This is a genomic window from Streptomyces sp. NPDC001568, assembly GCF_042893755.1.
Lineage (GTDB): Bacteria > Actinomycetota > Actinomycetes > Streptomycetales > Streptomycetaceae > Streptomyces.
In genome coordinates this window covers 199,105-221,588 of sequence record NZ_JBIAVF010000004.1, presented here as the reverse complement: position 1 = coordinate 221,588, position 22,484 = coordinate 199,105, and the positions used below count along the sequence as shown (strand labels likewise).

The following is a 22,484-nucleotide window of genomic DNA, read 5'->3' as shown; positions in this document are numbered from 1 at the left end:
CGTTGAGCGTCGTTGTCGAACTCATCGACCGTTCACACGAAGGCAGGCGAAGCCCATGACCACGGACATCGACTGGGACCACCCGAGCGACCCCCGGGAAGGCACCTGGCAGTTGGACCACGTGAAGCTGTACGTGGGCTCGGGCGGGGCGGAGGGCCACCACTGGAACGGTACGCAGACCCTCCTGCTCACCACCCTCGGCCGGGTCTCCGGCAAGCCCGTCCGCACCCCCCTCATCTACGGTGAGGACGGGGGCCGTTATCTGGTCGTCGCCTCCAAGGGCGGCGACGACGCGCACCCGCTCTGGTACCGGAACCTCACCGAACACCCCGAGGTCCGCGTCCAGGTCGGCCCGAAGGTCGTGCGGGGCACGTCCCGCACCGCGACCTCGCAGGAGCGCGCCGCGTTCTGGCCGATCATGGTCGGCCACTGGCCCGCGTACGAGGAGTACCAGGCCAAGACGGACCGCGAGATCCCGATCGTGGTCATCGAACCGTCCGCCTGACCCACCGCCTGATCGTCCGCCCGACCGGCGTCCGGCACCTCCACGGTCCCCCCGGGCGCGTGGCGTCAGCGACCCAGGGCCGCCATCGCCGCGTTGTGGCCCGGGATGCCGCTGACGCCGCCGCCGCGGGCGGCGCCCGCCCCGCACAGCAGGACGTTGGGATGGGCGGTCTCCACGCCCCAGCGGCCCGGGGCGCCGGCGTCCGCGTACGGCCAGGACAGGTCGCGGTGGAAGATGTGGCCGCCGGGCAGGCGCAGTTCGCGTTCCAGGTCGATCGGGGTCTTGGCCTCGATGCAGGGTCGGCCGTCGGCGTCGAAGGCCAGGCAGTCGGTGATGGGCTCGTCCAGGTGGGCGTCCAACTGGGCCAGGGTCGCGGTCAGCAGGACCTCGCGCGTCTGCCGGTTGTCCTTCTCGAACAGCCGGGCCGGGGTGTGCAGTCCGAAGAGGGTGAGCGTCTGGTAGCCCTGCTCCACGAGTTCCGGGCCGAGGATCGACGGGTCGGTCAGCGAGTGGCAGTAGATCTCCGAGGGCGGTACGGAGGGCAGTTCGCCCGCGGTCGCCTCCGCGTGGGCCCGTCGCAGTTGCTCGTACCCCTCGGCGATGTGGAAGGTACCGCCGAACGCCTCGCGGGGGTCGACGGCGGTGTCCCGGAGGCGGGGCAGTCGGCTCAGCAGCATGTTGACCTTGAGCTGGGCGCCCTCCGGGTCCGGTCCGGCGCCGGGGTCCTCGCCGAGGAGTTCGGCGAGCGCCCGGGGCGAGGCGTTCACCAGGACGGTGCGGGCGGCGACGCTGCCCTCCCCGGCCTCCGTGCGGAAGGTGACCTCGGCCGGGGCGGAGCCGTCCGGGTGGATGCGCAGTGCCTCGTGCCCGGTGACGATCTCCGCGCCGGCGGTCCGCGCGGCGTCGGCCAGCGCGTCGGTGAGTGCTCCCATGCCGCCGACGGGCACGTCCCAGTCACCGGTGCCGCCGCCGATGACGTGGTAGAGGAAGCAGCGGTTCTGGGCGAGGGAGGGGTCGTGGGCGTCGGCGAAGGTGCCGATGAGGCCGTCGGTCAGGACGACCCCGCGGACCAGGTCGTCCTCGAAGTGCCGCTCCACGGCCCGGCCCAGCGGCTCCTCGAACAGCATCCGCCACGCGTCCTCGTCGCCGATCCGGGCCCGTAGCTCGTCGCGGGTGGGCAGGGGTTCGGTGAGGGTCGGGAAGACCTTGCGGGCGACTTCGGTGGTGGTCCCGTAGAAGGCGCGCCAGCGCTCGTACTCCTGGTCCGAGCCGGTGAGCCGGGCGAAGGACTCCCGGGTGCGGGCCTCGCCGCCGCCGACGAGGAGGCCTCCCGGGCGGCCGGCGCGTTCGACGGGCGTGTACGAGGAGACGGTGCGTCGGTGGACCGCGAACCGCAGGCCCAGATCGCGGACGATCTTCGCGGGGAGCAGGGAGACGAGGTACGAGTACCGCGACAGCCGGGCGTCGAGACCGACGAAGGGGCGGGTGGAGACGGCTGCCCCGCCGGGGTGTCCGAGTCTTTCCAGGACCAGCACCGAACGGCCGGCCCGGGCCAGGTAGGCGGCGGCGACCAGGCCGTTGTGGCCCCCTCCGACGATGACCGCGTCGTACACGTCGTGCGCGAAACCGGTGGAGCCCGTGGTGGCTGTCATGGCTCTTGGTAACACACCTGGCCCAGCCGCTCCAGACAGTGTGCCTCGTCGGCGTGGGCGAGCGCGGTGTCGGGATGCTCGTCGCCGAGGGACCGTTCGCGGATGCCCGAGAGGTCCCGGTAGATGGGCAGCGCCTCGTCCCAGCGGCCCAGCCGGCCCAGGCCGACGGCGAGTTCCCGGCGGCTGACCAGGGTGTCGGTGTGTTCCGCGCCCAGGGCCGAGGCCCGGGCGGCGCCCACCTCGCGGGCCTCGGCGACGGCCTCCTCCCAGCGCTCCAGGCGGCCCAGGTTGACGCCGAGGACGTGGCGGGCGCGCAGGGTCTCCGGGTCGGCGGCGCCGTAGGCCCGGGTGCGGTCCGCGACCAGGGCCCGGAACACGTCGAGGGCCTCGGCGGGGCGGCCGGTGCGGCCCAGTGCGATGCCGGTCTCGTAGCGCGCGGCCAGGGCGTCGGGGTGGTCGCGGCCGAGGGTGCGTTCGCGGGCGGCGGCGACGTGCCGGAAACCGGTCAGCGCCTCCTCCCAGCGGCCGAGGCGGCCGAGGGCGTATGCGGCCTCGTAGCGGGTCAGCAGGGTGTCGGCGTGCTCGGCGCCGAGTACGGCGGCCCGGTCGGCGGCCACTTCGACGGCGGCGGCGTGGGCGTCGGCGTGGCGGCCGAGGGCGCCCAGGGCGCAGGCGAGGTTGTGCCGGCAGCGCAGGGTGTCGGGGTGGCGGGGCCCCATGCCGCGGGTGCGGGCGGCGAGGACGGCGCCGTAGATCTCGTACGCCTCGCGGTGGCGTTGCAGCCGTGACAGTTCGTACGCCTCCTCCTGATGGGCGGCGAGGGTGTCGGGGTGGTCCGGGCCCAGCACCTCGGCCCGGCCGCGGGCCACGGCCGCGTAGACGGCGAGGGCCTCCTCGTTGCGGCCGGCCCGGCTGAGGGCGAACGCGCGGGTGTGCCCGGCGGCGAGCGCGTCGGGGTGCCCGGGGTCGCCGGGGGCGGGCAGGGGCGCGCGCGGCAGCCCGTACACGCTGGTCAGCCGGGGGTCCTCGGCGGGCGCGGGCCGCGTGATGCGCTGCTCGCCGGAGGTGTGCGCGGTCCGTCCGGCGGGGCGGGCGGCCGTCCAGGACCCGGTGAGCACGGCCCATGCGCCGCTGGCGGGCCGGGCCTCGATGCCGGCCTTGCGGCCGGCCGTCATGCCCTCGGCCCACGCGGGCAGCGGGGCCCGGACCGCCGCCGGGCCCACGGGCCCGTACCGCGCCTCGATCAGGCGCCGGTGCAGGTGGCGGGCGTCGCCGGGGCGGTCCTCGGGGCGCTTGGCGAGGAGTTCCAGGACGAGTTGCTCGAAGTGCGCGGGCAACTCGGGGCGGTGCTCGCGCAGCGGTACCGGCGTGTTGTCACGGTGGCCGACGAGCACGGACCAGGAGTCGCCGAGGTCGAAGGGCGGGGCGCCGGTGGCGATCTCGTAGAGGACGCAGCCGAGGGAGTACAGGTCGCTGCGGTGGTCGACCTCGCCGCCGGCGATCTGTTCGGGCGACATGTAGTGCGGGGTGCCCATGGCCATGCCGCCGCCGGTGAGCTTCGCGGTGAAGCCGATGTCGTGGGCGAGGCGGGCGATGCCGAAGTCGCAGATCTTCACCGTGCCGTCGGTGAGCCGCATGATGTTGGCGGGCTTGAGGTCGCGGTGGACGACGCCCTGGTCGTGGGTGTAGCCGAGGGCGGCGGCCATCTGCTCGGCGATGTCGAGGACCACGTCGACGGGGAGCGGGCGCGCCTCGTTGTCCTCCATCAGCTGGCTGAGGTTGCGGCCCTCCAACAGTTCCATGACCAGGTAGAGGGGGCCGCCGGCCGCGCTGTCGTCGCCGAAGTCGTGGACGACGGTGACGCCGCGGTGCTGGAGGGAGGCCGCGACGCGGGCCTCGCGGCGGAAGCGTTCGCGCAGGACCTGGGTGAAGTGGGCGTCCTGGTCGTGCCCGACCGGCTTGAGGCACTTGACGGCGACCTGCCGGCCCAGCGATTCGTCACGGGCGCGCCACACCTCGCCCATGCCACCGCGCCCGATCAGATCGAGCGACCGGTACCGGCCCTGGATCAGTCTGGACTCCGCCATGTCTTGAAGTCGCCCCCGTCGTCGTGCCACGCCCTCCCCGGCCGGTCCAGTATGGCCGCTGATGTACGCAGTGTGTACGCGGAGGGGCGGCTCCCGGGGCCCAGTCGACGCATCGCTTTCAAGATGTGACCTGGCGGCAGCTGCCATCGCAGACCTGCGGGAATGCTGCGCAGCATGCGACCTGTGCGACGCAGGCGTCGGGTGGTGCTGCGGGGAGGCGGCGCGGGTCTGCCGTAGAGCGCGTGCGCCCAGGGCGGTAGGGAGCCGTAGGCGATCGCGGCGAGGGGGCCCCACAACAGGTTTCGGCCAGGGACCAGAAGGGGATGGACCGGCGGCGCGCGCAGGAAGTCGTCGACGGCGCGCGCGTCGGCGCCCGCGGCGAGTTCGGGGCGGACCTTCTCGAAGTACGCGGCCAGCGCCGCCGTGTCGGCGGGCACGTCGGCCGGGTCGAGGCCGACGAGGCGGGCGTTCACCCGGTTCTCGTCCACGTACCGGTCGGCCTGCGCGGGGGTCAGGGGGGCGCCGGAGCGGAGCAGGACGTGGAGGAAGCTGTCGATCTGGGCGCAGTGCACCCAGAGCAGCAGGGCGGGGTCGTCGACGGGGAAGCGTTCGCCGGTGCCGGGGTCGGTGAAGGAGAGCCTGCGGTGGATGGCGCGGACCCTGGCTCCGGCCGCCTCGGCGGCCTCGGTGGTGCCGTAGGTGAGGGTGCCGACGAAGTCGGCGGTGCGCAGCAGCCTCCCCCAGGCGTCGGCGCGGCCGCCCGGGCCGTCGAAGGCGGCGCTGTTGGCCATCACGCCGCGCACCGCGCGCGGGTGCAGGGCCTGGAGGTAGAGGGCGCGGACCCCGGCGATCCACATGACCGGGTCGCCGTGGCACTGCCAGGTGACGGAGTCCGGCCCGTAGAGGCCGGGGTCGGCGTCCCCGTACGGCACTGCGTCCATGGTCCGCCTCCCGCCGCGACCGCCCGGCCCGTTCCGGGGCTGGGAGCCTACCCGGCGGGGGCCGGGCTCAGGCGTGGGACGCGGCGCCGGCGGACCCGCCGGGACGGCCGCCGGCAGGGAGGCCGGTACGCCGAGTCGGTGCGCCCCCTCACACCCACCACGGTTCCATGGTCAAGATGGGGTACGAGCATCAAAGTACCGAACGATATCGCCCAATTGGCTTCATTTCGAAGTGCATAATGGGGCCATGCAGGATCACGCAGGGCGGTACCCGGAGGAATGTTGTCATCGTGGCGACTCCGCGGACCGAGGAAGCGGCGTATGCGGTGAGGGGCTGACCGTGTACCGCAAGGCCGTGGTGAAGGGGTGTACGGACCGGGAGGGCGCACCGGCCTGTCTGCTGCGGATGGGGCTGCTGGTCCCGCCGCCGGACGACCCCACCGTGCTGGTGCCCGTATCGCCGGACGTCGCCAAGGCCGAACTGGTGCGACCCATCGAGCAGTCGCTGGAGAAGCAGCGCCTGGACGCCCAGGCGATCGCGGACAGCTTCGTACCGGTCGGGGCCATCTACACGGCGGCGAAACGCGAACACACGGGCTGGGCCACGACCATCGACGGCGAGCAGGCCATCCACGCCACCCTCGCCCACGCGGTCCGCGAGTGCCGCGAGGAGCTGATGACCGTTCAACCGGGCGGCTCCCGGCTCTCCTACGACCTCGACGGACTCGACCACGTCCGCAGACCGGCCCGACACCGCGCCCTCCACCAGCACGCCGTACGGACCCACACCGCGACCCTGCGCCACATCGAGCGCCTCGTCGGAGCCGGCTGCGAGGTCCGCACCCTCGACCACGTCATCGACCCGCTGATCATCATCGACCGGACCGTGGCCTACGTACCGGGCCGCATCGGGGCCCGCACCTCCGCGCTGGAGATCAGACAGCCGTCCCTCGTCTCCTTCCTCGTCCAGGTCTTCGAGGAGGCGTGGGAGCGGGGGACCTCGCTCGCTCCGCGCTCCTGCGATCCGCGCTCCTCGCGCACCGTGGAACCCGGTATCGCCGACGAGATCCAGCGGGCCGTCATGCGCCTGCTCGTCGCCGGACACACGGACGAGGCGATCGCCCGTCGGCTGGGCACCAGCCGACGCACGGTCGCCGCCCACGTCAGCCGCATCGCCGCCGCCCTGCGGAGCCGTAGCCGCGCCCAGCTCGGCTACCTGATCGCGACCACCGGGATGCTGCCCGGGGACGAACGCCGCGAGCCGGACGGCGGACGCCTGTCGACCTGACCCGGCAGCCTCGACCGGTCCGATCGGTTCGGGGTCGCGGGGTCGCGGGGTCGCGGGGTCGCGGGGTCGCGGGAACGTACGCACACGATCCCGCCCACCGCCGTCCTCGACAGGGACGGGAACCCGCGCGTCCGGCGGTGGGCGGCGCCGGGAGGTCAGTACACCGGGGCCGTCTCGGGCCGCTGCTCGCCCGCGGGGGCGAGGTCGCGTGCGGCGCCCTGCGGCGGGACGACCGGCTTGCGGCGGGAGCTCGCCCAAAGCAGGCCGAAACCGATCAACGCCCAGGCGAGCAGGATGAGTACGGGGCCTCCGGCGCCCGCCCCGCCGAAGGGACCGGCGGTGCGCAGGAGACCGGCGGCGGCGCCGGCGGGCAGGAACCGGCCGAGAGCGCCGAGCGGTTGGGGCAGCATCTCCGGCGCCGAGGTCAGGCCGGAGAGCGGGTTGCCGACGACGAACATGAGGACTGCGCCGACGGCGATGCCGGGCGCTCCGATCAGCGAACCGAGACCGGTGACGACACCGACCATGGCGAGTTCCAGCAGGGCGACGATGCCGGCGTTGACGAAGTAGTCACCGGGCAGGACGCCGCTCAGGTGGGTGAGCATGAGGGAGCTGAGCAGGCCCGAGGCGACCGCGAACCCGACGACGCCCAGGAACCTGGCGGCGGCGGACCGCACCTTGAGGGCGAAGAGCAGACCGGCGATGACGGCGGTGATGAGCAGCGGCAGGAACCCCATGGCCAGGCCCGCTCCGTGCGGGTCGTCGGGGTCCGCGGGCACCACGTCGGTGGTGCGGACGGGCCCCGCGGCGAGTTCCTGCGCCCGGCCGGCCAGGTTCCGCGCGACGGCCGGCGAGGCGGCGGAGGCGAGGTGGAGCTCGAGACCGGTCGCGGTGAGCGACAGGGCTCCGTACGCCCTGCGTTGACGCAGAGCGGCGTCCGCGGCCTCGACGGTGTCGACGCCCTTGACCTCGTACGCGCCCGGTGCGCCCGCGCGCAGCCGCTCGGCGAGTTGGTCGGCACCCCGGCCGGCGACCACGAGGACGGGCAGGTCGTGCGGTGCCGTGCGGGACGCCGACCACGAGAACCAGCCGCCGATGACGAACTGCACGATCGCGACGATGATGAGGATGGTGCGCGCTTCGGCGCGCGGTGAGGCAGTTGAGCTCATGATGTCTTCCTGGGATCCGGTGTGGCCGGCGGGGCTGCGCGTCACTGCCGGCGCCACCCGTCGAGCGGGTCGGGCTGTTCGGCCCCTGGTCGGAGCGGTACGGGTCCCGTTGCTCACCGCACACGGGCATGGCGAAGCCGCGGCGGGTCCAAGGGGATGGACGCCGAATCCCTCGCGCAGGGGGGTTCGGCGGGCGGGGAAGCCGTCGGCCCCCCGCACCTGAATCCTGACTCGAACGGGCGGCCCCAGGTCGCCTCGACGGCCGCCGCGCGACTTCACAACCGTGCGGTACACCTTTGCGCAGCACGCCCGATCACGGACGTATCAGGAGGTACCACCGAACGCCGGCGCAGCGGATCCCGGGCTTCACGCCACCGCGGACCGACGCCCAGGTTCCCCCGACCCACCTGTCCCCCACGGGGTCATGACCGGCTGATCGCCACGGCGTCCCGCTCGTGGCGGCGGACCACCGGGACGCCCATCAGCTCACGTGTGCGGCGATGGCGCGTGCGCAGTCCATCGCCTCCGCGTGCGTGGTGTCCACCTCCAGGTCGTAGGCCACACCGCGGTGGACCAGGTCGGCCTGGGACGCGGCCATCCCCGTGATCCGATCGCCGCGTGCGACCTCGCGGCCGGCGGCGACCGCGCTGTCGCACCGGACGCCCACCCACAGCACCCGCACGTCGTGCAGGGCCGTTTGCCAACGCCGCTGCGAGTCCGCTCCGCCCAGGAAGACCTCGTCGACGACGACCCGCGCACCTGCCCGGGCCATCGCGGCGACGCCCGCGATCCACGCCGCCTCCAGCGTCCGGAACTCCGCACCGACGATCACCTCTCCGTCCGGTGCGAACTCGATCCCGGCGTCCGACGCCCGCAGGTCCGCGGGCATCGCGTCGACCAACGTGTCGGTCCCGAGGGCCAACCACGGTCCCGGCAGGACGGCTTGCAGACACCGCACGATCCCGGACTTCCCCGAACTGGAACCACCGTTGAGAACGATCACCTGAGTCATCACGTCGCCACAGTAGAGGCGGCTCGACGGGCCGCGATACGGAAGTGGCGTCACCGCGGACGCCGGTCGGCACCCGGCCGCGATATTGATCGGACACTTCGCCGGATGGTCTTCCACAGCACCGCGCCACCGGCGAGGGCATGAAATCCGATCGGCCACAACCCCCCGGAATTTCCACATTCCTTCAGGCCGCACATCCGTCGCAGGGCACGAAATTGCCCGGCCGGCAAATCCAGTCGAGGACATGAAATCCCTTCAACCGCAACAGAGTTGATAAAGAATTCCAAGCTTGACGGTGTCGTGGAGTTTGCTTATGGTCCAGTCGTTCGGTTCCCGCAGATCGCTATCCGAAGGTGTTCATGACCGCGCCTGTGACGTTGCCGAAGTTCAGGCAACAATTGATTCTTTCCGTTCTCATGTCGTGTTCGCTGCTGATGTGGCTGGAAAATACCGTCCTGAGTATCACGCTGGAGACCCTTGCGGACCCGGTCCGCGGACTGGGGGCCGATCCCGGTCAGCTGCAATGGGCGACCGGTTCGTACACGCTGGCCTTCGCCACCTTGATGTTCACCGCAGGCGCGTTGGGCGATCGGTTCGGTCACCGGACCGTGTTCGCCGGCGGCTTGGTGATCTTCGCCGGGTCCTCGCTGTGGGCGGCGTACGCCGGCGACGCAGGGCAGCTGATCGCGGCTCGGGCCGCCATGGGGGTGGGCAGCGCGCTCATCACGCCCGCCAACCTGGCCATCCTCATGTGGACCTTCACCGGCCCCGCGCGCACCGCCGCGATCAGCGTCTTCTCGACGTCGGCCGGTGTCGGAATGGCTGTGGGCCCGGTGCTGGCAGGATTCCTGCTCGATCGGTTCTGGTGGGGCTCGGTCTTTCTGATCAATGTCCCGGTCGCGATAGTGGCCCTGGTCGGGCTCGTCGTGCTGGTTCCGAACTTCCGCAGCCCCGATCCGCGGGCTCTGGACCCCGCCGGAATGTTGCTGTCGACCAGCGGGCTCGCGGCGTTGGCCTACGGGCTGATCCGAGCGGGGCAGGTGGCCGCGTGGAGCCCTACCGACGTCTGGGCGCCGATCGTGGCGGGTCTGGTTCTGCTGGCCGCATTCGCATGCGTCGAACTGCGCGCCAAGGTGCCCGGCTTTGATCCGCGACTGCTCGCGCAACGTACCTTCGGGGGCGGAAATGCGGCGCTCGGATTGCTGCTTTTCGCCGTGGCCGCCATCACCTTCTACAACGCGTTCTACCTACAGGGCGCGCTCGGATTTTCGCCGATGAAGGCGGGCTTGGCCAATGTCCCGACCGCATTCGGCGCGCTCGCGGGGGCGTCCCTCGCCCCCCGCCTGGTTCGGCGCCTGTCGCTACGCCTGGTCACCGTGCCGGCGCTGACCATGGCCGCGCTGACCATGGGTGGGTACGGGTTCCTCGGACTCCACACTCCGCTCGCCCTCATCGAGATCCTGTTGTTGCTCCAGGGGCTCGCGATCGGCATGGTGATCGGCCCCGTCACGGCCGCGTTGCTCAGCGACCTGCCCTTGGAACGGGCCGGTGCGGGCTCGGCCGTCACCAACACCGTGCGACAAACCGGCAGCGTCATCGGCATCGCGGTGGGCGGCACGATCCTGTCGATCGTGTACCGCCGCGCCATCGAACCTTCGCTGGAGGGCGCACCCGGTCCGGTCCGGGATCAGGCGCGCGTCTCCGCCGAACAGGCCCGCCACGTCGCCGCCGCCATCCACCGGCCCGCTCTCGCTCGGGCCGCCGATGACGCGTTCATCCATGCCATGCACGTCGGCGCGGGCTGGATCGCGGTCATCACCCTCCTCGGAGCAGCCGTGCTGCTGGTTTCCTTGCCCGCTGCGGGAAAGAAACGGGGTCCACTACCGGAGCCCGACCACGAAGAGACGCGCAGCCCCGTCCCGTTCCGAGAGTCGCGAGAGTTCCGGGAGTCGTGAGGGCGGAGCCCGTGGGGTGCCCGCGGCACGGACCACGTCCGCCGTCACACCGGGTCAGCGGCGGACGCGGGGCATGCCCAGGCCGATCCAGGAGATGATCTCGCGCTGGATCTCGTTGTTGCCGCCGCCGAAGGTGAAGATCACGGCGCTGCGGTAGCCGCGTTCGAGTTCGCCGTGCAGGACCGCCCCGGCGGAGCCGTCCTTGAGGGACCCGGCCGCGCCGACCACCTCCATCAGCCAGGCGTACGCGTCCCTGCGCGCCTCGGAGCCGTAGACCTTGACGGCGGAGGCGTCCTGCGGGGTGAGCGTGCCGGACTGTACGGCGTTCACCATCTGCCAGTTGAGCAGCTTCATGGCATCGAGACGGGCGTGGGTGCGGGCCAACCGGCCCCGCACCCAGGGCAGGTCGAGGACCCGGCGGCCGTCGGCGAGTTTGGTACCGGCGGCCCAGCGCTGTACGTCGTGCAGGGCGCGGATCGCCATGGTGCCGTGGGCCGCGAGGGTGACCCGCTCGTGGTTGAGCTGGTTGGTGATCAGCCGCCAGCCCTTGTTCTCCTGGCCGACGCGGCGGCTCGCGGGGACGCGGATGTCCTCGTAGTAGCTGGCGGTGGTGTCGTGCGAGGCGAGGGTGTTGATCAGGGTGCAGGAGTACCCCGGGTCGGCGGTCGGCACGAGGAGCATGGTGATGCCCTTGTGCGCGGGGGCGTCCGGGTCCGTGCGGACGGCGAGCCAGACCCAGTCCGCGGTGTCGCCGTTGGTGGTCCAGATCTTCTGGCCGTTGACCACGTAGGTGCCGCTCTCCTCGTCCCCCTCGCGCACGGCCTTGCACTTGAGCGCGGCCAGGTCCGTGCCGGCGTCGGGCTCGCTGTACCCGATGGCGAAGTCGATCTCACCGGCCAGGATCCGGGGCAGGAAGTACGCCTTCTGCTCCTCGGTGCCGAACTGCATGATCGTGGGGCCGACGGTGTTGAGGGCCATCAGCGGCAGCGGGACGACCGCCTGCGCGGCCTCGTCGAAGAAGATGAACTGGTCCATGGGCGACATGCCTCGCCCGCCGTACTCCTCGGGCCACCCGACGCCGAGCCAGCCGTCCGCTCCGAGCCGGCGGATGGTTTCCCGGTAGAAACGCTTCTGGGCGGCCGGGTCCTCGTAGCGGGCGTAGACGTCCCGCGGCACGAGCTCGGCGAAGTAGGCACGCAGTTCGGTGCGCAACTGCTGCTGCTCAGGCGTGTATTCGAGGTGCACGGCCCCTCCGGGAGTCTCGCGGTCCAGCCGGTCTCTGTGGTGGCGGCGGTCAGACTAGAACCCGTTACAAGAATTCGGAAGGCCCGGACTGCCGGGAGTACGGGCGCGGACGCACCGACGGCGCGGCGGCCCAGGTCACGGCTTGGCCGGACCACCCCCGGGCACCGGTCGGGCGAAGGCCCGGTCCGCCACCGCCGCCTGCGCGGCGGGGCCCGCCGCGCGGCACACCACGTCCAGCACCCGCTCCGGGTCGCAGGCGTAACCCCCGCTCGCCCAGGCCGGGTTCGCCTCCACGGCCGCCCAGCCACCGTCCTGGAGCAGGCCCACGTCGACCACCGCCGCCGAGGGCAGCCGGCAGGCCGGATCCGCGAGCAGTTCGACGGCGAAGGCCCGCACCCCGGCGGCGTACGGGTCCTCGTCGAGCGGAAGCGGATCGAGGAGGGGGCCGACGGCGTAACGGCTGCCGGTGTGCACCGCGCCGTCCAGGACGAACAGCCGGTACTCGCGGGCGAAACCGGCGATGTCGCTGACCAGTACGGGCAGGTCGTCGTCGAAGGCGTCGGGTCCGGGCAGCCGCGAGCCGTCGGGGTAGATCCGGGCCGGGAAGAACTTGTCGGTCGGCGGCTTGACGAAGGCCGGCCTGCGCAGCCGGCGTGCCTGCGCGAGCGTGACGGATTCGACCTGCCGCCCGGACAGCGCCCGGGGCAGTCGGGCCAGCCAGTCGACCGGTGGTTCCAGCGCGAGGACGCCGAGTTCCCCCGCCACCGAGTCGGCGAGCAGCGGCCCGCCGTACAGGTGCGCCCGTACGCCGTCGGGCGTCCCGGCCGGCACCTGCCAGTCCGTCGCGGTCAGCGCGCGCATCCCCCGACGGGTGGCTGCCGCGCCGAGGCGGGGCGCGGTGTCGTTGGGGCGCGGGGCGAGCAGCAGCAGACGTTCGGTGTCCATGCCCCCATCATCGCGCCGACCCGAACGACCGCCCGAACGCCGCCGGGCAGGCCGGCGAGGGGGACGTACGACGCCCGGGACGGCCGCCGGGTCGCGCGGGCACGGCCCTCACCGCGACCCGCCGCCCGCCGTGTCCGGCCGGTCCCGCGCCGGGGCGGTGACGGCCGCGCCCGTGCGGCCCGGGCGGATCAGGACCTTGACGTGTTCCTCCGGCCGCCGCAGGGAGGCGAACGCGGCGTCCAGGCCCCCGAACCCCGCCTCACCGGTGATCAGGGCCGTCGCGTCGAGGCGGCCGTCGGCGAGACGGGCCAGGGTGGCGCCGAACTCCCGCGGCGGGTACGTGAGGCACATCCGGAGGGTGACGTCCTTGTAGATGCCGACCACGGGGCGGATCGCGTCGTGCGTCATGACCGCGCCGATCTGGAGGATCTCGGTGCCGCGGGGCACCGTGTGCAGGAGCCGGTCCAGCATGCCGGGCACGCCCACGCAGTTGACCACCACCGGCGGCAGCGGCCGGGGTCCCGCGAGTTCGGCGCACCGGATCATCGGATCGGCGCCGTCCGCGGACGGGTCCACCACCGCGTGCGCGCCGAGCCGGGCCGCCGACGCCCGCCGCAGCGCCGACGGGTCGGAGGCGACGACGGGTCCGGCGCCGCGCTCCAGGAGCGCCGCGACGGCGCCCAGCCCGACGGGCCCGCAGCCGATCACGACGGCGGGGGTGCCCGGCCCGGCGCAGCTGCGGGCGACGTTGCCGAAGCCGACGGCCAGGGGTTCCGTGAGCGCGGCGAGCGTCAGGTCCAGGGACCCCGGGACCGGCAGGAGGGCCTGCGCCTGGACGACGATCCGCTCGCCGAACCCGCCGGGGAATTCGTTGCTGTAGCCGACGGTACGGACGTCCCCGCCGGCGTCGAGCGCCCAGGGCAGGGCGACGACCCCGGTGCCCGGTTCGGGTCCGCTCGCGCCCGGGCCGTAGGCCAGGACCCGGCCGGAGAACTCGTGGCCCATCACCAGGGGGCGTGCCGGGTCGAAGAGGAAGCCGGTGGTGCCACTGTCCCGGGAGGCCCGCAGGAACTCCGCGGTGTGCGCGACGGCGCTGAGGTCGGACCCGCAGATCCCGCAGGCGTGGGTTTCGACGAGGGCCTGCCCGGGGCCGGGTACGGGATCGGGGTGCTCCCCCACGGTGAACCGCCCGTCCTGGAACACCGCCGCCCTCATCGGACCTCCCCCTTGCGGGCGACGGCTTCCCAGGTGGCCTGCCGCAGGGCTCCGACGAAGCGCTCGCTGTTGCGGGCGGCCCAGTCGAGGCTCGCGCGACGCGCCTCGGCGGTTCCGGTGAGCCGGGGGACGACGCGTTCGGCGAAGATCTCCAGGCTGCGCAGGGCCGCGGCGGGTTCGGCGATGTCCAGCTGGAGGATCAGGAAGGTGCCGAAGCCGCCCGTCTTCTCGGCGAGTTCGGCGATCCGCTCGACGGCGTCCTCGGCGGTGCCGATGACGGCCCGTCCGAAGGTGGGCAGCCCCTCTGCGGTCCAGCGCTCGACGGCCCCGGCGGGGGTGGCGCAGCCTTCGAGTCTGCTGCCGCCGAGCGCCTCGATGTAGGCCACCAGGTCGGGGGCGCCGAATTCCGCTTGTTTCAGGGCCGCTTCGCGGGTTTCGGCGAGGTGCACGGGGGTGACCAGTCGCCAGCCCGTGCGGTCGGGGAGGTGCCCGCTCTCGGCGCAGGCCCGTTCGTGGGCCGCCCAGTTGGTGTCGAGGGTGGCGAATCCGGTCGGGTCGGCGGCGGCGAGCGAGAGCATGGAGATTCCGTGGCGGCCGGAGAGGACGGCGCCGGTCGGGGAGACGGCGGAGGCGACGGCAACCTCCAACTCCCTGCCCCGGTAGGGCCCGAGCTGGAGGCGGGCCTCTTCCAGGGTGAACCAGTCGGTGGCCGTGGTGACGGTTTCGCCGCGCAGCAACCGGACGATCGCGTCGAGGGACTCGGACATCATCGCCCGGGAGCGCCGCGGGTCGACGCCCGTCATGAAGGCGTCGGAGGGCAGTTGCCCGGGGCCGACACCGAGCACGGCCCGGCCGCGGGACTGCTGGTCGAGCTGGCAGATCCGGTCGGCGAGGATCAACGGTTGATGGAACGGGAGTGAGTTGACGCCCGTGCCGAGCATGATCCGGCTGGTGCGTTCGGCCGCGGCGGCCAGGAACAGCTCCGGCGAGGCGATGATCTCGTAGCCGGCGGAGTGGTGCTCTCCGGCCCACACCTCCTCGTACCCGAGCCGGTCGAGCGCTGCCACCAGGTCCAGGTCGCGGCGGAGTTGGAGCGCCGGGTCGCGATCGGGGCGGTGGTAGGGGGCGAGGAACACCCCGAAACGGGTGGGGAGGTAGGGCTGTGGCATGGGCGGTGCCCTTCGGTCGGCGAAGTCCCGGCCGTCCGACGAAACACCGCCCGCCCCGCGTCTTCAATGCCCGGGCCGCCGTCCTCCCGCTCAGTGGGATGTTCCGGGGACGCCGCCCCGGTGGCCCACTCAGGCGGTCCGCCCAGGCGGTCCACTCAGGTGTGGAGGAGGACGACGTCGAACCAGGCGAGGTCGCGGGCCGCGTCGAGGCGGTAGGTGCCCGACGGTACGACCGAGGGCCCGGGCCGGTTCGCGGCCGTGTCGAACCCCGGACTGCCCTGCCATCGCGCACCGGTCGGCACGTGCGTGCGCAGGCGGGCCGGCAGGTCGGGAAGCCCGGCGGGAACGAAGGCGTGCCCGGAGCCTTCGAGGATCCGCGAGGCGGCTCCGGGCCGCGTCCGGGCGATGCCGACGAGCCGGATCCGGGAGTCCGGTCCGGGGAGGAAGCGGTCGGCGGAGGAGGCGTCGACGTCGTAGCCGAGCCAGTGGGGATCGGAGAGCGGCCCGAGGGCCTGCTCGAAGCGGCGGTTCAGCGGTTCGGTGTCGGTACGCACGCGCCGCCGGTCGGGCTCCGACTCCGGTTCCGCGTCGGGCCACAGGGCGGCCGCGCCGGCGGCGGCGAGCAGCAGCGCGGCCCCGCCGGTCAGCGCGAGGAACCGGCGGCGCTCGCCACGGCCGGGGGCGCGGTCCCGCTGGTCGTCCATGGTCCCCGCCCCCGCTCACCCGCCGCCGGCCACCGGGTCCGCCACGGCCGGGCGCGCCCGACGCCTCGTCCCGTCAGTTCAGGGCGCCGATCATAGCCTCGGCCGTGTCCGCCATCGCGGTGCGGGCGGCCGTGAGGTAGGGCCGTGGGTCCGCCGGGGTCAGGTGGGCGCGGATGGCTTCGGTCATGGCCACGTTCAGGGCGGTGCCGATGTTGACCTTGCGGATGCCGCCGGCCACCGCCGCGGCGAGTTCGGAGTCCGGCAGGCCGGAGGAGCCGTGCAGGACCAGGGGTACGTCGACCGTCTTGGCGAGCCGGGCGAGGAGTGCGTGGTCCAGTGCGGCCGTGCGGCGGGTCATGGCGTGGCTGCTGCCGATGGCGACGGCCAGGGCGTCCACCCCGGAGTCGGCGACGAACCTGCGCGCCTCGTCCGGATCGGTGCGGGCGCCCGGCGCGTGCGGGTCCAGCGGGGCGGCCCCGTTCTTCCCGCCGACCTCGCCCAGTTCGGCCTCGATCCACAGCCCGTTGACATGGGCCCAGTCGGCGGCGGAACGGGTGGCCTCCAGGTTCTCGGCGTACGGCAGGTGTGCGGCGTCGTACATCACCGACCCGAAGCCGGCGTCCACGGCCCGGCGCAGCAGGTCGGGGCTCTTGACGTGGTCGAGGTGCAGGCCGACGGGCACCCGGGCGGCCTCGGCACAGGCCACGGCCGCGCGGGCGATGGGCAACAGGGCGCCGGAGCGGAACTTCACGGCGTTCTCGCTGAGTTGGAGGACGACGGGGAGCCCGGCACGCTCGGCGCCCTCGACCACGGCTTCGGCGTGCTCCAGGGTGATGATGTTGAAGGCGGCCACGGCGCGGCCGGCGGCCGCCGCGTCCGCGACGAGGGTCCCGGTGGTGGTGAGGGTCATCGGACGGCTCCCTCGGCGTGGGTGAGGACGACCGAGCGGGTCAGGTTGCGGGGCGCGTCGGGGTCCAGGCCCCGGTGCGCGGCGACGGCGACGGCCAGCCGGTGTACGCGGACCAGTTCGGCGAGCGGGTCGAGGGTGCCGGCCACCCAGGCGGCGCCCGTGCCGAGGACCAGTTCGGCGATGCCGTCGGGGGTGCCGCCCAGTGACCAGGTGACGGAGCCGGGGCCGGTGACGCTGACGGGGCCGTGCCGGTACTCCATGGCCGGGTAGGACTCGGCCCACGACAGGGAGGCCTCGCGCATCTTGAGGGCGGCCTCGTGGGCCAGGCCGACGTTCCAACCGCGCCCGAGGAAGGTGAACTGGCCCCGGGTCTCGGCTCCCGCCGGCAGCGGGGCGGCGAGCGCGGTGCGGGCGTCGGCGACGGCGGCCGGGGTGTGCGCGCCGACGTGGGCCCGGAGCAGGGTGAGGGCGGTGGTGGCGAACCGGGTCTGGACGACGGAGCGTTCGTCGGCGAAGTCGAGGACGACCAGTTCGTCGGCGAGGGCGATCACCGGAGTGTCGGGATCGCCGATGACGGCGGTGGTGGGCACCTCGGCTTCCTTCAGCCCGGCGAGGAGGTCGAGCACCTCGGTGGTGGTGCCGGAGCGGGTCAGGGCCACCACCCTGTCGTAGCGCCGGTGGCGGGGGAACTCGGAAGCGGGGAAGGCGTCGGTCTCGCCCTGTCCGGCTTCCTCGCGCAGCGCGGCGGCGGCCTGTGCCATGTAGTACGAGGTTCCGCACCCGACGATCGCGGTGCGTTCCCCGGGTTTCGGCAGTACGGCCCGCCGGGACGGGGCCAGTTCGGCGGCCCGCTCCCAGCATTCGGGCTGCGTGGCCAACTCGTTCGCGACGTGACTCATGCGGGCTCCCTGCGCGTTGGGTGCGTGTTCCTGCAAGGTAGCGGGCTCTTTCGCGCAACTTCAAGCATCTTCGGAGTGGCGGCCTGGGTTAATCTCGACGACTGGGCCGAAGCGGCGGCCAGGGGAGAACTCGGGAGGGCGCCATGACCCGCAAGGAACGCTGGCAGAGACTGCTGGACCTGCTGGTGGAGCGGGGCGGGCTGGAGGTGGAGCCGGCCGCCGAGGTGCTCGGCGTGTCCGCCGCGACGATCCGCCGCGACCTGGACCAGCTCGCGGAGCAGCAGCTCCTGGTCCGCACGCGCGGCGGGGCGGTGCCGCACGGGGTGTCGTACGAACTGCCCCTGCGCTACCGGACGTCGCGCCGGGCCGCCGAGAAGCAGCGGATCAGCGAGACGGTCGCCGCGCTGATCGTCCCCGGCGAGGTGATCGGCCTGACCGGCGGCACCACGACGACGGAGGTGGCCCGCGCGCTCGCGGCCCGCCCGGACCTGGCCACGGGCTCCCCCGCGCTCACCGTGGTCACCAACGCCCTGAACATCGCGGGCGAGCTGGTCATCCGACCCCAGTTCAAGATCGTGGTGTCGGGCGGGGTGGCCCGGCCTCAGTCGTACGAGCTCACGGGCCCGCTGGCCCAGCAGACGCTCGGCCGGCTCACGGTGGACACGGCGGTCCTCGGGGTCGACGCGTTCGACCCGACGGACGGGGCGGCCACCCGGCACGAGGACGAGGCGGCGGTGAACAGCCTGCTGTGCGAGCGGGCACGCCGGGTGGTGGTCGCGGCGGACTCCTCGAAGCTCGGGGTCCGCGCGTTCGCCCGCATCTGCCCGACCGCCGCCGTCGACGTCCTGGTCACCGACACCGGCCTGCCGGCCGAGGTCGCCGCGGAGTTCGAGGCGGCGGGGGTCCAGGTGGTCCGCGTCTGACCTTCGGAGACGGCGCGGGCCCCGTCCCGGCCCCGAGCCCACCCGCACGGCCGCCTGCCGCACCCCGTCCGCGCGCACCCCCGCGACGCCGAACGCGCCCCGGGCGGACGGCGGCCACCTCCCCTCCGGAGCATGAACACGCCCGGGGGCCGCCGGCGACACCCCCTCCGAACGCGGGCCGCCTCCCCTCCGAACGCCGCGCACATCGCCGGGGACGCCGAACACGCCCCGGGAACGCCGCGCAGGTACGGGCGGATGCCTGCCCCCGTCCGGAGGCCGAGCACGCCCTCGGCAACGCCCCGGCCCCGCCATATTCGATCGCGCGTACGGATCACCCCGGGCACAATCGCCGGATGCCCACCACCGCGGAGCAGCTGCTCTCCGTACTCGAACCGCTGTCCTTCCCCGCACGCCTCACCCTCACCGCACGAACCGCCCACCGGCTGGCCGCCGCAGGGGAACTCGCGCCGCTCCTGGCTGAGTTGGACGCACTCGGGCCGTACGAGCGACGCCTCGCCGCACTCGCGGCCTTCGCCGGGCAGGACACCGGCTTCCTCACCGCGCGCCTGGCCGACCCCGACCGGTGCGTGGCCTCCTACGCCCTGCGCGCGGCCCTCCGCCTGCCCGTCCCGGACGGAGCGATCGAAGCCGCGTACGAGGACGCCCCGAGCGCGCTGCGGCACCGGCTGGCCCGCCTGTTGCTCTGCGGCGACCGGACCGCGCTCGCCGAACGGCTGGTCGAGCGGCTGCGCGGCGAGTGGGGCGACGCCGAGGCGGCGCGGCTCCTACCGGCCTGCTCGGCGTCCTTCGTGGCCCGGCACCTGCCCTCCCTCGCGCACGCCGTCAACGGCTGGCCGGGCTTCGCGCGCCGCCACCCCGACCCGGTGCTGGACCACTTCGGGACGGCCCTGGCGGAACTCCCTCCCGGCCGCGAGCGGGACGAATGGTGGCGGGTGCACGCCACAGCGGTCTCGGCCCTGGCGCCGCGACGCCCCGCACGGGTGCTGGACCTGCTGGAACGGTACGGGCCCGCCGGCCTGCCGCACCCGCTGCACGACGGGCTGGGCGCCCTGGTCGACGCCGACGCCGAGCGGGTCGTCCGCTGGATCGTCTCCCCCGACCGCCGCGAGGAACGCTACGAGCCGGTGCCGCCGCCGCGGGTGATGCGCCGGCTGGCCCGGGCCGCACCCGCGTCCCTGACCGCACTGGGCCGCCACTGGGGACACCGCGACCGGCACTACGCGGCGCTCCTGAAGGCCCTGCCCCCCGGCCGCCGACAGGCCTTCCACGCGGAAACCTCCCCCGAAGCGCCGGGCACGTGGCCGCAGGTGGACGTGCTCGCCCTGCTGCCGCGGGAACAGCGCTGGGCCTCCGTACGACGGACCGAGGCCGAGCTCGACCCGGCCGAGGAGTGCTGGTGGGACGACCTGGCCCTGCTCGGCCACGGCCCGTTCGCGCGGTCGCGGACGGCCCTGCTCGCCGCCGTCCGGCGGTCCGACGCCGACGACCGGGAGATCGCCTGGCCGCTGCTCGTCGCGGGCGCCACCCGCGACGGGGACCGCGCGGCGATCGTCGAAATGCTGGAGGCGACGCGGCGCCTGCGCAACGACCGGGACCCGGTGCGCCGCGCCGCGCTACAGGCCCTGGCGACCGCGGCGCCCCGCGTCCTCGACGCCGATGACGTGGCGGCGCTGGAACGGATCGCCGCCGACGCCCTGGAGGCACCGGACGGTTCGGCCGGCAGCCGGACGGCCCTGCGCACGCTCGCCGAACGCGTACTGGTCGAGCACGCCACCGGTCGGGACACGGCGCTGTCGTCCTGGGCCCTGGGCACCCTGGGCCGGATCACCGGCCTGGAGGGCGTCCCCTCCTTCGGCCCCCTGTACCGGGTCCTGCGCCGCGGCCAGGAACACGAGGTGTTCGACGCCCTGCGCCCCTGGCTCGAAGCCGCCGCCGCACGCGCCGACTTCCGCCTCCTGCTGGGCCTGGCCCGCGCCTTCGGGCCCCGGGCCAGGCGGATGCCCGCCCTTCAGGACATGCTGGTCACCGCGCTGGAGCGGGGTGACGACGCCACGTTCCGGGCGGCGGTGGAACTGCGGCTGGACGCGCCCGGCACCCGTGGACAGCGGGTGGCCTCGATCATCGCCCTGGAACCCTCGGCGGTCGTCCTGCCGCCCGTACTCGACGTCGTGTCCCGGTCGCGCACGGACCTGCTGGACCCACTGCTCGACGACGCCCCGCCCCACGGCCGGTTCCTGCCGCCCGGCTCCCGGCGCCCGCTCCCGGACCTCGACCACGGCGGCCGGTGGCTGCCCCGCCAGCAGGCGGCGGCCCTGCGGATCGCCGCCACCGCTGCCGCGGACGTCTCCCTCCCGCTCGCCGACCGGGCGGCGGCGATCCGGGCCGCCGCCCCGGTCCCGGAGCTGGGGTACGCGCAGGTGTCGGCCCACGCGGACGCCCCGGACGTGGTCCTCGCCGAGGCCGCGCTCGGCGCGCTGGCCCGCACCGACCGACCGCGGGACGCCGTGGCGGTCCTGCTGGAGCACGCCGGCACCGACCGGGCACGGGTCGCCGTGTACGCGGCGGCGCGCGCCGCCGACCTCACCGCCCCCTCCGAACTTGCCCTGCTGCTCGGCCCGCTGCTGACCGGTGAGCAGCCCGCGAAGGTGACCTCCAGGAAGGAGGCGATACGTCTCGCGGCCCTGCACCTGCCCCCGCGGCGCACGACGGCCCTGCTGGCGCAGGCGTTCCGGGCTCCCGACCGTCACCCGGACGTCCGCTCCACCGTCGTGCGGGCCCTGCCCGTGCTGCTCGGCGTCCCGGAGGCGTGGCGCCTGCTCGACGAGGCCGCCCGCGAGGGCGACCCCGCCGTGCTCGCCGCCCTGGTGGCGGTCGGCCCCCGGCAACTGCCGCGGGAGCATCGCGCCCGCTGGGCCGCCCTCGTCGACTCGCTGTACGACGCCGTGCTGACGCACACCGCGAGCGGCCTCGCGGGCCACTCGACGATCCGGAGCCTGGGCGACTGGGCCGCGTACGCCCCCGGACTGGCCGTACGGCTCTCCCGTACGGTCTGCGACCTCGACCGGCGGGCGCGCTGGGCGGGCGTGGCCTCGGTGCTGCGCGACCTGGCCTCCTCGACGCTGCCGCACCCGCTCGGCGGCGCGGCCCCGGGCAGCGTGCTGCACGGCGCGGTCGCCGAGTTGCTGGCCTCGCTGGACGGCCCCGAGGGCGGTCGCGACGCCGCAGAGGACCGCGACCTGCCGGCCCTGCAACGACTGCGCTCGCTGGTGCGACCGTCCGTCACGCACGACAGCGGCCCCGAGCTGCTGGAGGCACTCGCCGGACAGCTGGCGGGGCAACCCCTGCTCGCTTCGGAACGCGCCGACCTGTTGTACTCCCTGGTCGACCTCCGGACCGAACCGGAGGACCTCACGCGCCGCATGGACGACCTCGCGGCGGCTCTGGAGGACGCCGGCGTGGTCGTCGCGGGGCAGGTGGCGGGGCGGATGCGGCCCCACTGGGGGCACCGCGCGCTGCCGCGGCACGCCGCGACCCTGCTGACGGTGGCCGACCGGCTGGCCCGTGACGGCCGGGTCGGCGCCGGCCTGCTGGCCGCCGCCCTCGTGGCCGGGACGGGCACCGTGCTGAGCTGGCCCGAGGAGTGGCGGGCGCTGCTGCGCGCGCTGCGCCGGCATCCGCGACCCGACGTACGGCACGAGGCGTTCCGCATCCTGACGGAGAACGAGTGACGACGGGAACCGGGTGACCCGGTGCTGTGACCGGGCATCAGCGACGGCGACGGCCGGACCCGCACGGGACGAGCCGTACGACCCGTCCGCCCCGGGCCCCGTCCCCGCCCTGCCGG

At 74.0% G+C, this 22,484-nt stretch carries 17 protein-coding genes; 5 read left to right on the top strand and 12 right to left on the bottom strand.

Features of this window, described 5'->3' with window-relative positions; genetic code table 11:
- The first annotated feature begins 55 nt into the window (after positions 1-55).
- Positions 56-505, top strand: a complete 450-nt coding sequence (locus ACFY0I_RS09140) for a nitroreductase family deazaflavin-dependent oxidoreductase (protein WP_388892358.1) — start codon at positions 56-58, stop codon at positions 503-505.
- A 65-nt stretch (positions 506-570) separates the two neighbouring features.
- On the opposite strand, the gene ACFY0I_RS09135 is transcribed toward ACFY0I_RS09140, so the two are convergent.
- From ACFY0I_RS09135 to ACFY0I_RS09125, 3 genes are read right to left on the bottom strand one after another with little or no spacing between them, the layout of a single operon-like run.
- Positions 571-2,157: a phytoene desaturase family protein gene (locus ACFY0I_RS09135; RefSeq protein ID WP_388892356.1), complete on the bottom strand. Its 1,587-nt coding sequence runs from the start codon at positions 2,155-2,157 to the stop codon at positions 571-573.
- Positions 2,154-4,244: a tetratricopeptide repeat protein gene (locus ACFY0I_RS09130; protein ID WP_388892354.1), complete on the bottom strand. Its 2,091-nt coding sequence runs from the start codon at positions 4,242-4,244 to the stop codon at positions 2,154-2,156. Before ACFY0I_RS09130 ends, ACFY0I_RS09135 begins: the two co-directional genes overlap by 4 nt.
- Entirely contained in the window at positions 4,226-5,185 is a 960-nt protein-coding gene (locus ACFY0I_RS09125; RefSeq protein WP_388892352.1) for an oxygenase MpaB family protein, read from the bottom strand. Before ACFY0I_RS09125 ends, ACFY0I_RS09130 begins: the two co-directional genes overlap by 19 nt.
- A 340-nt stretch (positions 5,186-5,525) precedes the next feature.
- Between ACFY0I_RS09125 and ACFY0I_RS09120 the strand changes: the two genes are divergently transcribed.
- Positions 5,526-6,473 carry a LuxR C-terminal-related transcriptional regulator gene (locus ACFY0I_RS09120; RefSeq protein WP_388892349.1) on the top strand — a complete coding sequence of 316 codons (948 nt, stop codon included), beginning with the start codon at positions 5,526-5,528 and terminating at the stop codon, positions 6,471-6,473.
- A gap of 155 nt (positions 6,474-6,628) precedes the next feature.
- Here the strand turns inward: ACFY0I_RS09120 and ACFY0I_RS09115 are convergent, their stop codons facing one another.
- Both ACFY0I_RS09115 and cpt read right to left on the bottom strand, forming a co-directional pair.
- Positions 6,629-7,642 carry an ABC transporter permease gene (locus ACFY0I_RS09115; RefSeq protein WP_388892346.1) on the bottom strand — a complete coding sequence of 338 codons (1,014 nt, stop codon included), beginning with the start codon at positions 7,640-7,642 and terminating at the stop codon, positions 6,629-6,631.
- A 481-nt stretch (positions 7,643-8,123) separates the two neighbouring features.
- Positions 8,124-8,654, bottom strand: a complete 531-nt coding sequence (gene cpt / locus ACFY0I_RS09110) for a chloramphenicol phosphotransferase CPT (protein ID WP_388892798.1) — start codon at positions 8,652-8,654, stop codon at positions 8,124-8,126.
- Positions 8,655-9,013: 359 nt separating this feature from the next.
- On the opposite strand from cpt, the gene ACFY0I_RS09105 reads away from it, so the two are divergent.
- Complete coding sequence (locus tag ACFY0I_RS09105) at positions 9,014-10,609, top strand: MFS transporter (protein WP_388892343.1); 1,596 nt, start codon at positions 9,014-9,016, stop codon at positions 10,607-10,609.
- 54 nt (positions 10,610-10,663) lie between these two features.
- Here the strand turns inward: ACFY0I_RS09105 and ACFY0I_RS09100 are convergent, their stop codons facing one another.
- The 7 genes from ACFY0I_RS09100 to ACFY0I_RS09070 all read right to left on the bottom strand — a co-directional run bounded on the left by ACFY0I_RS09100 (position 10,664) and on the right by ACFY0I_RS09070 (position 17,696).
- Positions 10,664-11,854, bottom strand: coding sequence for an acyl-CoA dehydrogenase family protein (locus ACFY0I_RS09100; protein ID WP_388892340.1), 1,191 nt, complete (start codon positions 11,852-11,854; stop codon positions 10,664-10,666).
- Between the two features lie 135 nt (positions 11,855-11,989).
- Positions 11,990-12,799, bottom strand: coding sequence for an ATP-grasp domain-containing protein (locus ACFY0I_RS09095; RefSeq protein ID WP_388892337.1), 810 nt, complete (start codon positions 12,797-12,799; stop codon positions 11,990-11,992).
- A 108-nt stretch (positions 12,800-12,907) separates the two neighbouring features.
- On the bottom strand, positions 12,908-14,014 hold the full coding sequence (locus ACFY0I_RS09090; protein ID WP_388892335.1) for an alcohol dehydrogenase catalytic domain-containing protein: 1,107 nt from the start codon (positions 14,012-14,014) through the stop codon (positions 12,908-12,910).
- Positions 14,011-15,183: an LLM class flavin-dependent oxidoreductase gene (locus tag ACFY0I_RS09085; RefSeq protein WP_388892333.1), complete on the bottom strand. Its 1,173-nt coding sequence runs from the start codon at positions 15,181-15,183 to the stop codon at positions 14,011-14,013. Before ACFY0I_RS09085 ends, ACFY0I_RS09090 begins: the two co-directional genes overlap by 4 nt.
- 155 nt (positions 15,184-15,338) lie before the next feature.
- On the bottom strand, positions 15,339-15,887 hold the full coding sequence (locus ACFY0I_RS09080) for a hypothetical protein (RefSeq protein WP_388892330.1): 549 nt from the start codon (positions 15,885-15,887) through the stop codon (positions 15,339-15,341).
- A 73-nt stretch (positions 15,888-15,960) separates the two neighbouring features.
- The gene (locus ACFY0I_RS09075; protein WP_388892327.1) at positions 15,961-16,797 is read right to left on the bottom strand and encodes a ketose-bisphosphate aldolase; all 837 of its coding nucleotides are present in this window, start codon (positions 16,795-16,797) and stop codon (positions 15,961-15,963) included.
- Complete coding sequence (locus ACFY0I_RS09070) at positions 16,794-17,696, bottom strand: SIS domain-containing protein (protein ID WP_388892324.1); 903 nt, start codon at positions 17,694-17,696, stop codon at positions 16,794-16,796. The genes ACFY0I_RS09075 and ACFY0I_RS09070 overlap by 4 nt, the downstream gene beginning before the upstream one ends.
- 143 nt (positions 17,697-17,839) lie before the next feature.
- Here ACFY0I_RS09070 and ACFY0I_RS09065 point away from each other — a divergent pair, with 143 nt between their 5' ends.
- Both ACFY0I_RS09065 and ACFY0I_RS09060 read left to right on the top strand, forming a co-directional pair.
- Positions 17,840-18,619 (top strand): DeoR/GlpR family DNA-binding transcription regulator, encoded by a 780-nt coding sequence (locus ACFY0I_RS09065; protein ID WP_388892321.1) that lies wholly within the window; start codon positions 17,840-17,842, stop codon positions 18,617-18,619.
- Positions 18,620-18,972: 353 nt separating this feature from the next.
- On the top strand, positions 18,973-22,368 hold the full coding sequence (locus ACFY0I_RS09060; RefSeq protein WP_388892318.1) for a hypothetical protein: 3,396 nt from the start codon (positions 18,973-18,975) through the stop codon (positions 22,366-22,368).
- Positions 22,369-22,484 lie beyond the last annotated feature (116 nt).

Excerpts from the sequence above, each read along its gene's own strand:
- ACFY0I_RS09065 (WP_388892321.1), top strand. The coding sequence starts at position 17,840 with ATGACCCGCAAGGAACGCTGGCAGAGACTGCTGGACCTGCTGGTGGAG.
- ACFY0I_RS09140 (WP_388892358.1), top strand. The coding sequence starts at position 56 with ATGACCACGGACATCGACTGGGACCACCCGAGCGACCCCCGGGAAGGC.
- ACFY0I_RS09135 (WP_388892356.1), bottom strand. The coding sequence starts at position 2,157 with ATGACAGCCACCACGGGCTCCACCGGTTTCGCGCACGACGTGTACGAC.
- ACFY0I_RS09105 (WP_388892343.1), top strand. The coding sequence starts at position 9,014 with ATGACCGCGCCTGTGACGTTGCCGAAGTTCAGGCAACAATTGATTCTT.
- ACFY0I_RS09080 (WP_388892330.1), bottom strand. The coding sequence starts at position 15,887 with ATGGACGACCAGCGGGACCGCGCCCCCGGCCGTGGCGAGCGCCGCCGG.
- ACFY0I_RS09130 (WP_388892354.1), bottom strand. The coding sequence starts at position 4,244 with ATGGCGGAGTCCAGACTGATCCAGGGCCGGTACCGGTCGCTCGATCTG.
- ACFY0I_RS09090 (WP_388892335.1), bottom strand. The coding sequence starts at position 14,014 with ATGAGGGCGGCGGTGTTCCAGGACGGGCGGTTCACCGTGGGGGAGCAC.
- ACFY0I_RS09125 (WP_388892352.1), bottom strand. The coding sequence starts at position 5,185 with ATGGACGCAGTGCCGTACGGGGACGCCGACCCCGGCCTCTACGGGCCG.
- cpt (WP_388892798.1), bottom strand. The coding sequence starts at position 8,654 with ATGACTCAGGTGATCGTTCTCAACGGTGGTTCCAGTTCGGGGAAGTCC.
- ACFY0I_RS09115 (WP_388892346.1), bottom strand. The coding sequence starts at position 7,642 with ATGAGCTCAACTGCCTCACCGCGCGCCGAAGCGCGCACCATCCTCATC.
- ACFY0I_RS09070 (WP_388892324.1), bottom strand. The coding sequence starts at position 17,696 with ATGAGTCACGTCGCGAACGAGTTGGCCACGCAGCCCGAATGCTGGGAG.
- ACFY0I_RS09060 (WP_388892318.1), top strand. The coding sequence starts at position 18,973 with ATGCCCACCACCGCGGAGCAGCTGCTCTCCGTACTCGAACCGCTGTCC.
- ACFY0I_RS09085 (WP_388892333.1), bottom strand. The coding sequence starts at position 15,183 with ATGCCACAGCCCTACCTCCCCACCCGTTTCGGGGTGTTCCTCGCCCCC.
- ACFY0I_RS09095 (WP_388892337.1), bottom strand. The coding sequence starts at position 12,799 with ATGGACACCGAACGTCTGCTGCTGCTCGCCCCGCGCCCCAACGACACC.
- ACFY0I_RS09075 (WP_388892327.1), bottom strand. The coding sequence starts at position 16,797 with ATGACCCTCACCACCACCGGGACCCTCGTCGCGGACGCGGCGGCCGCC.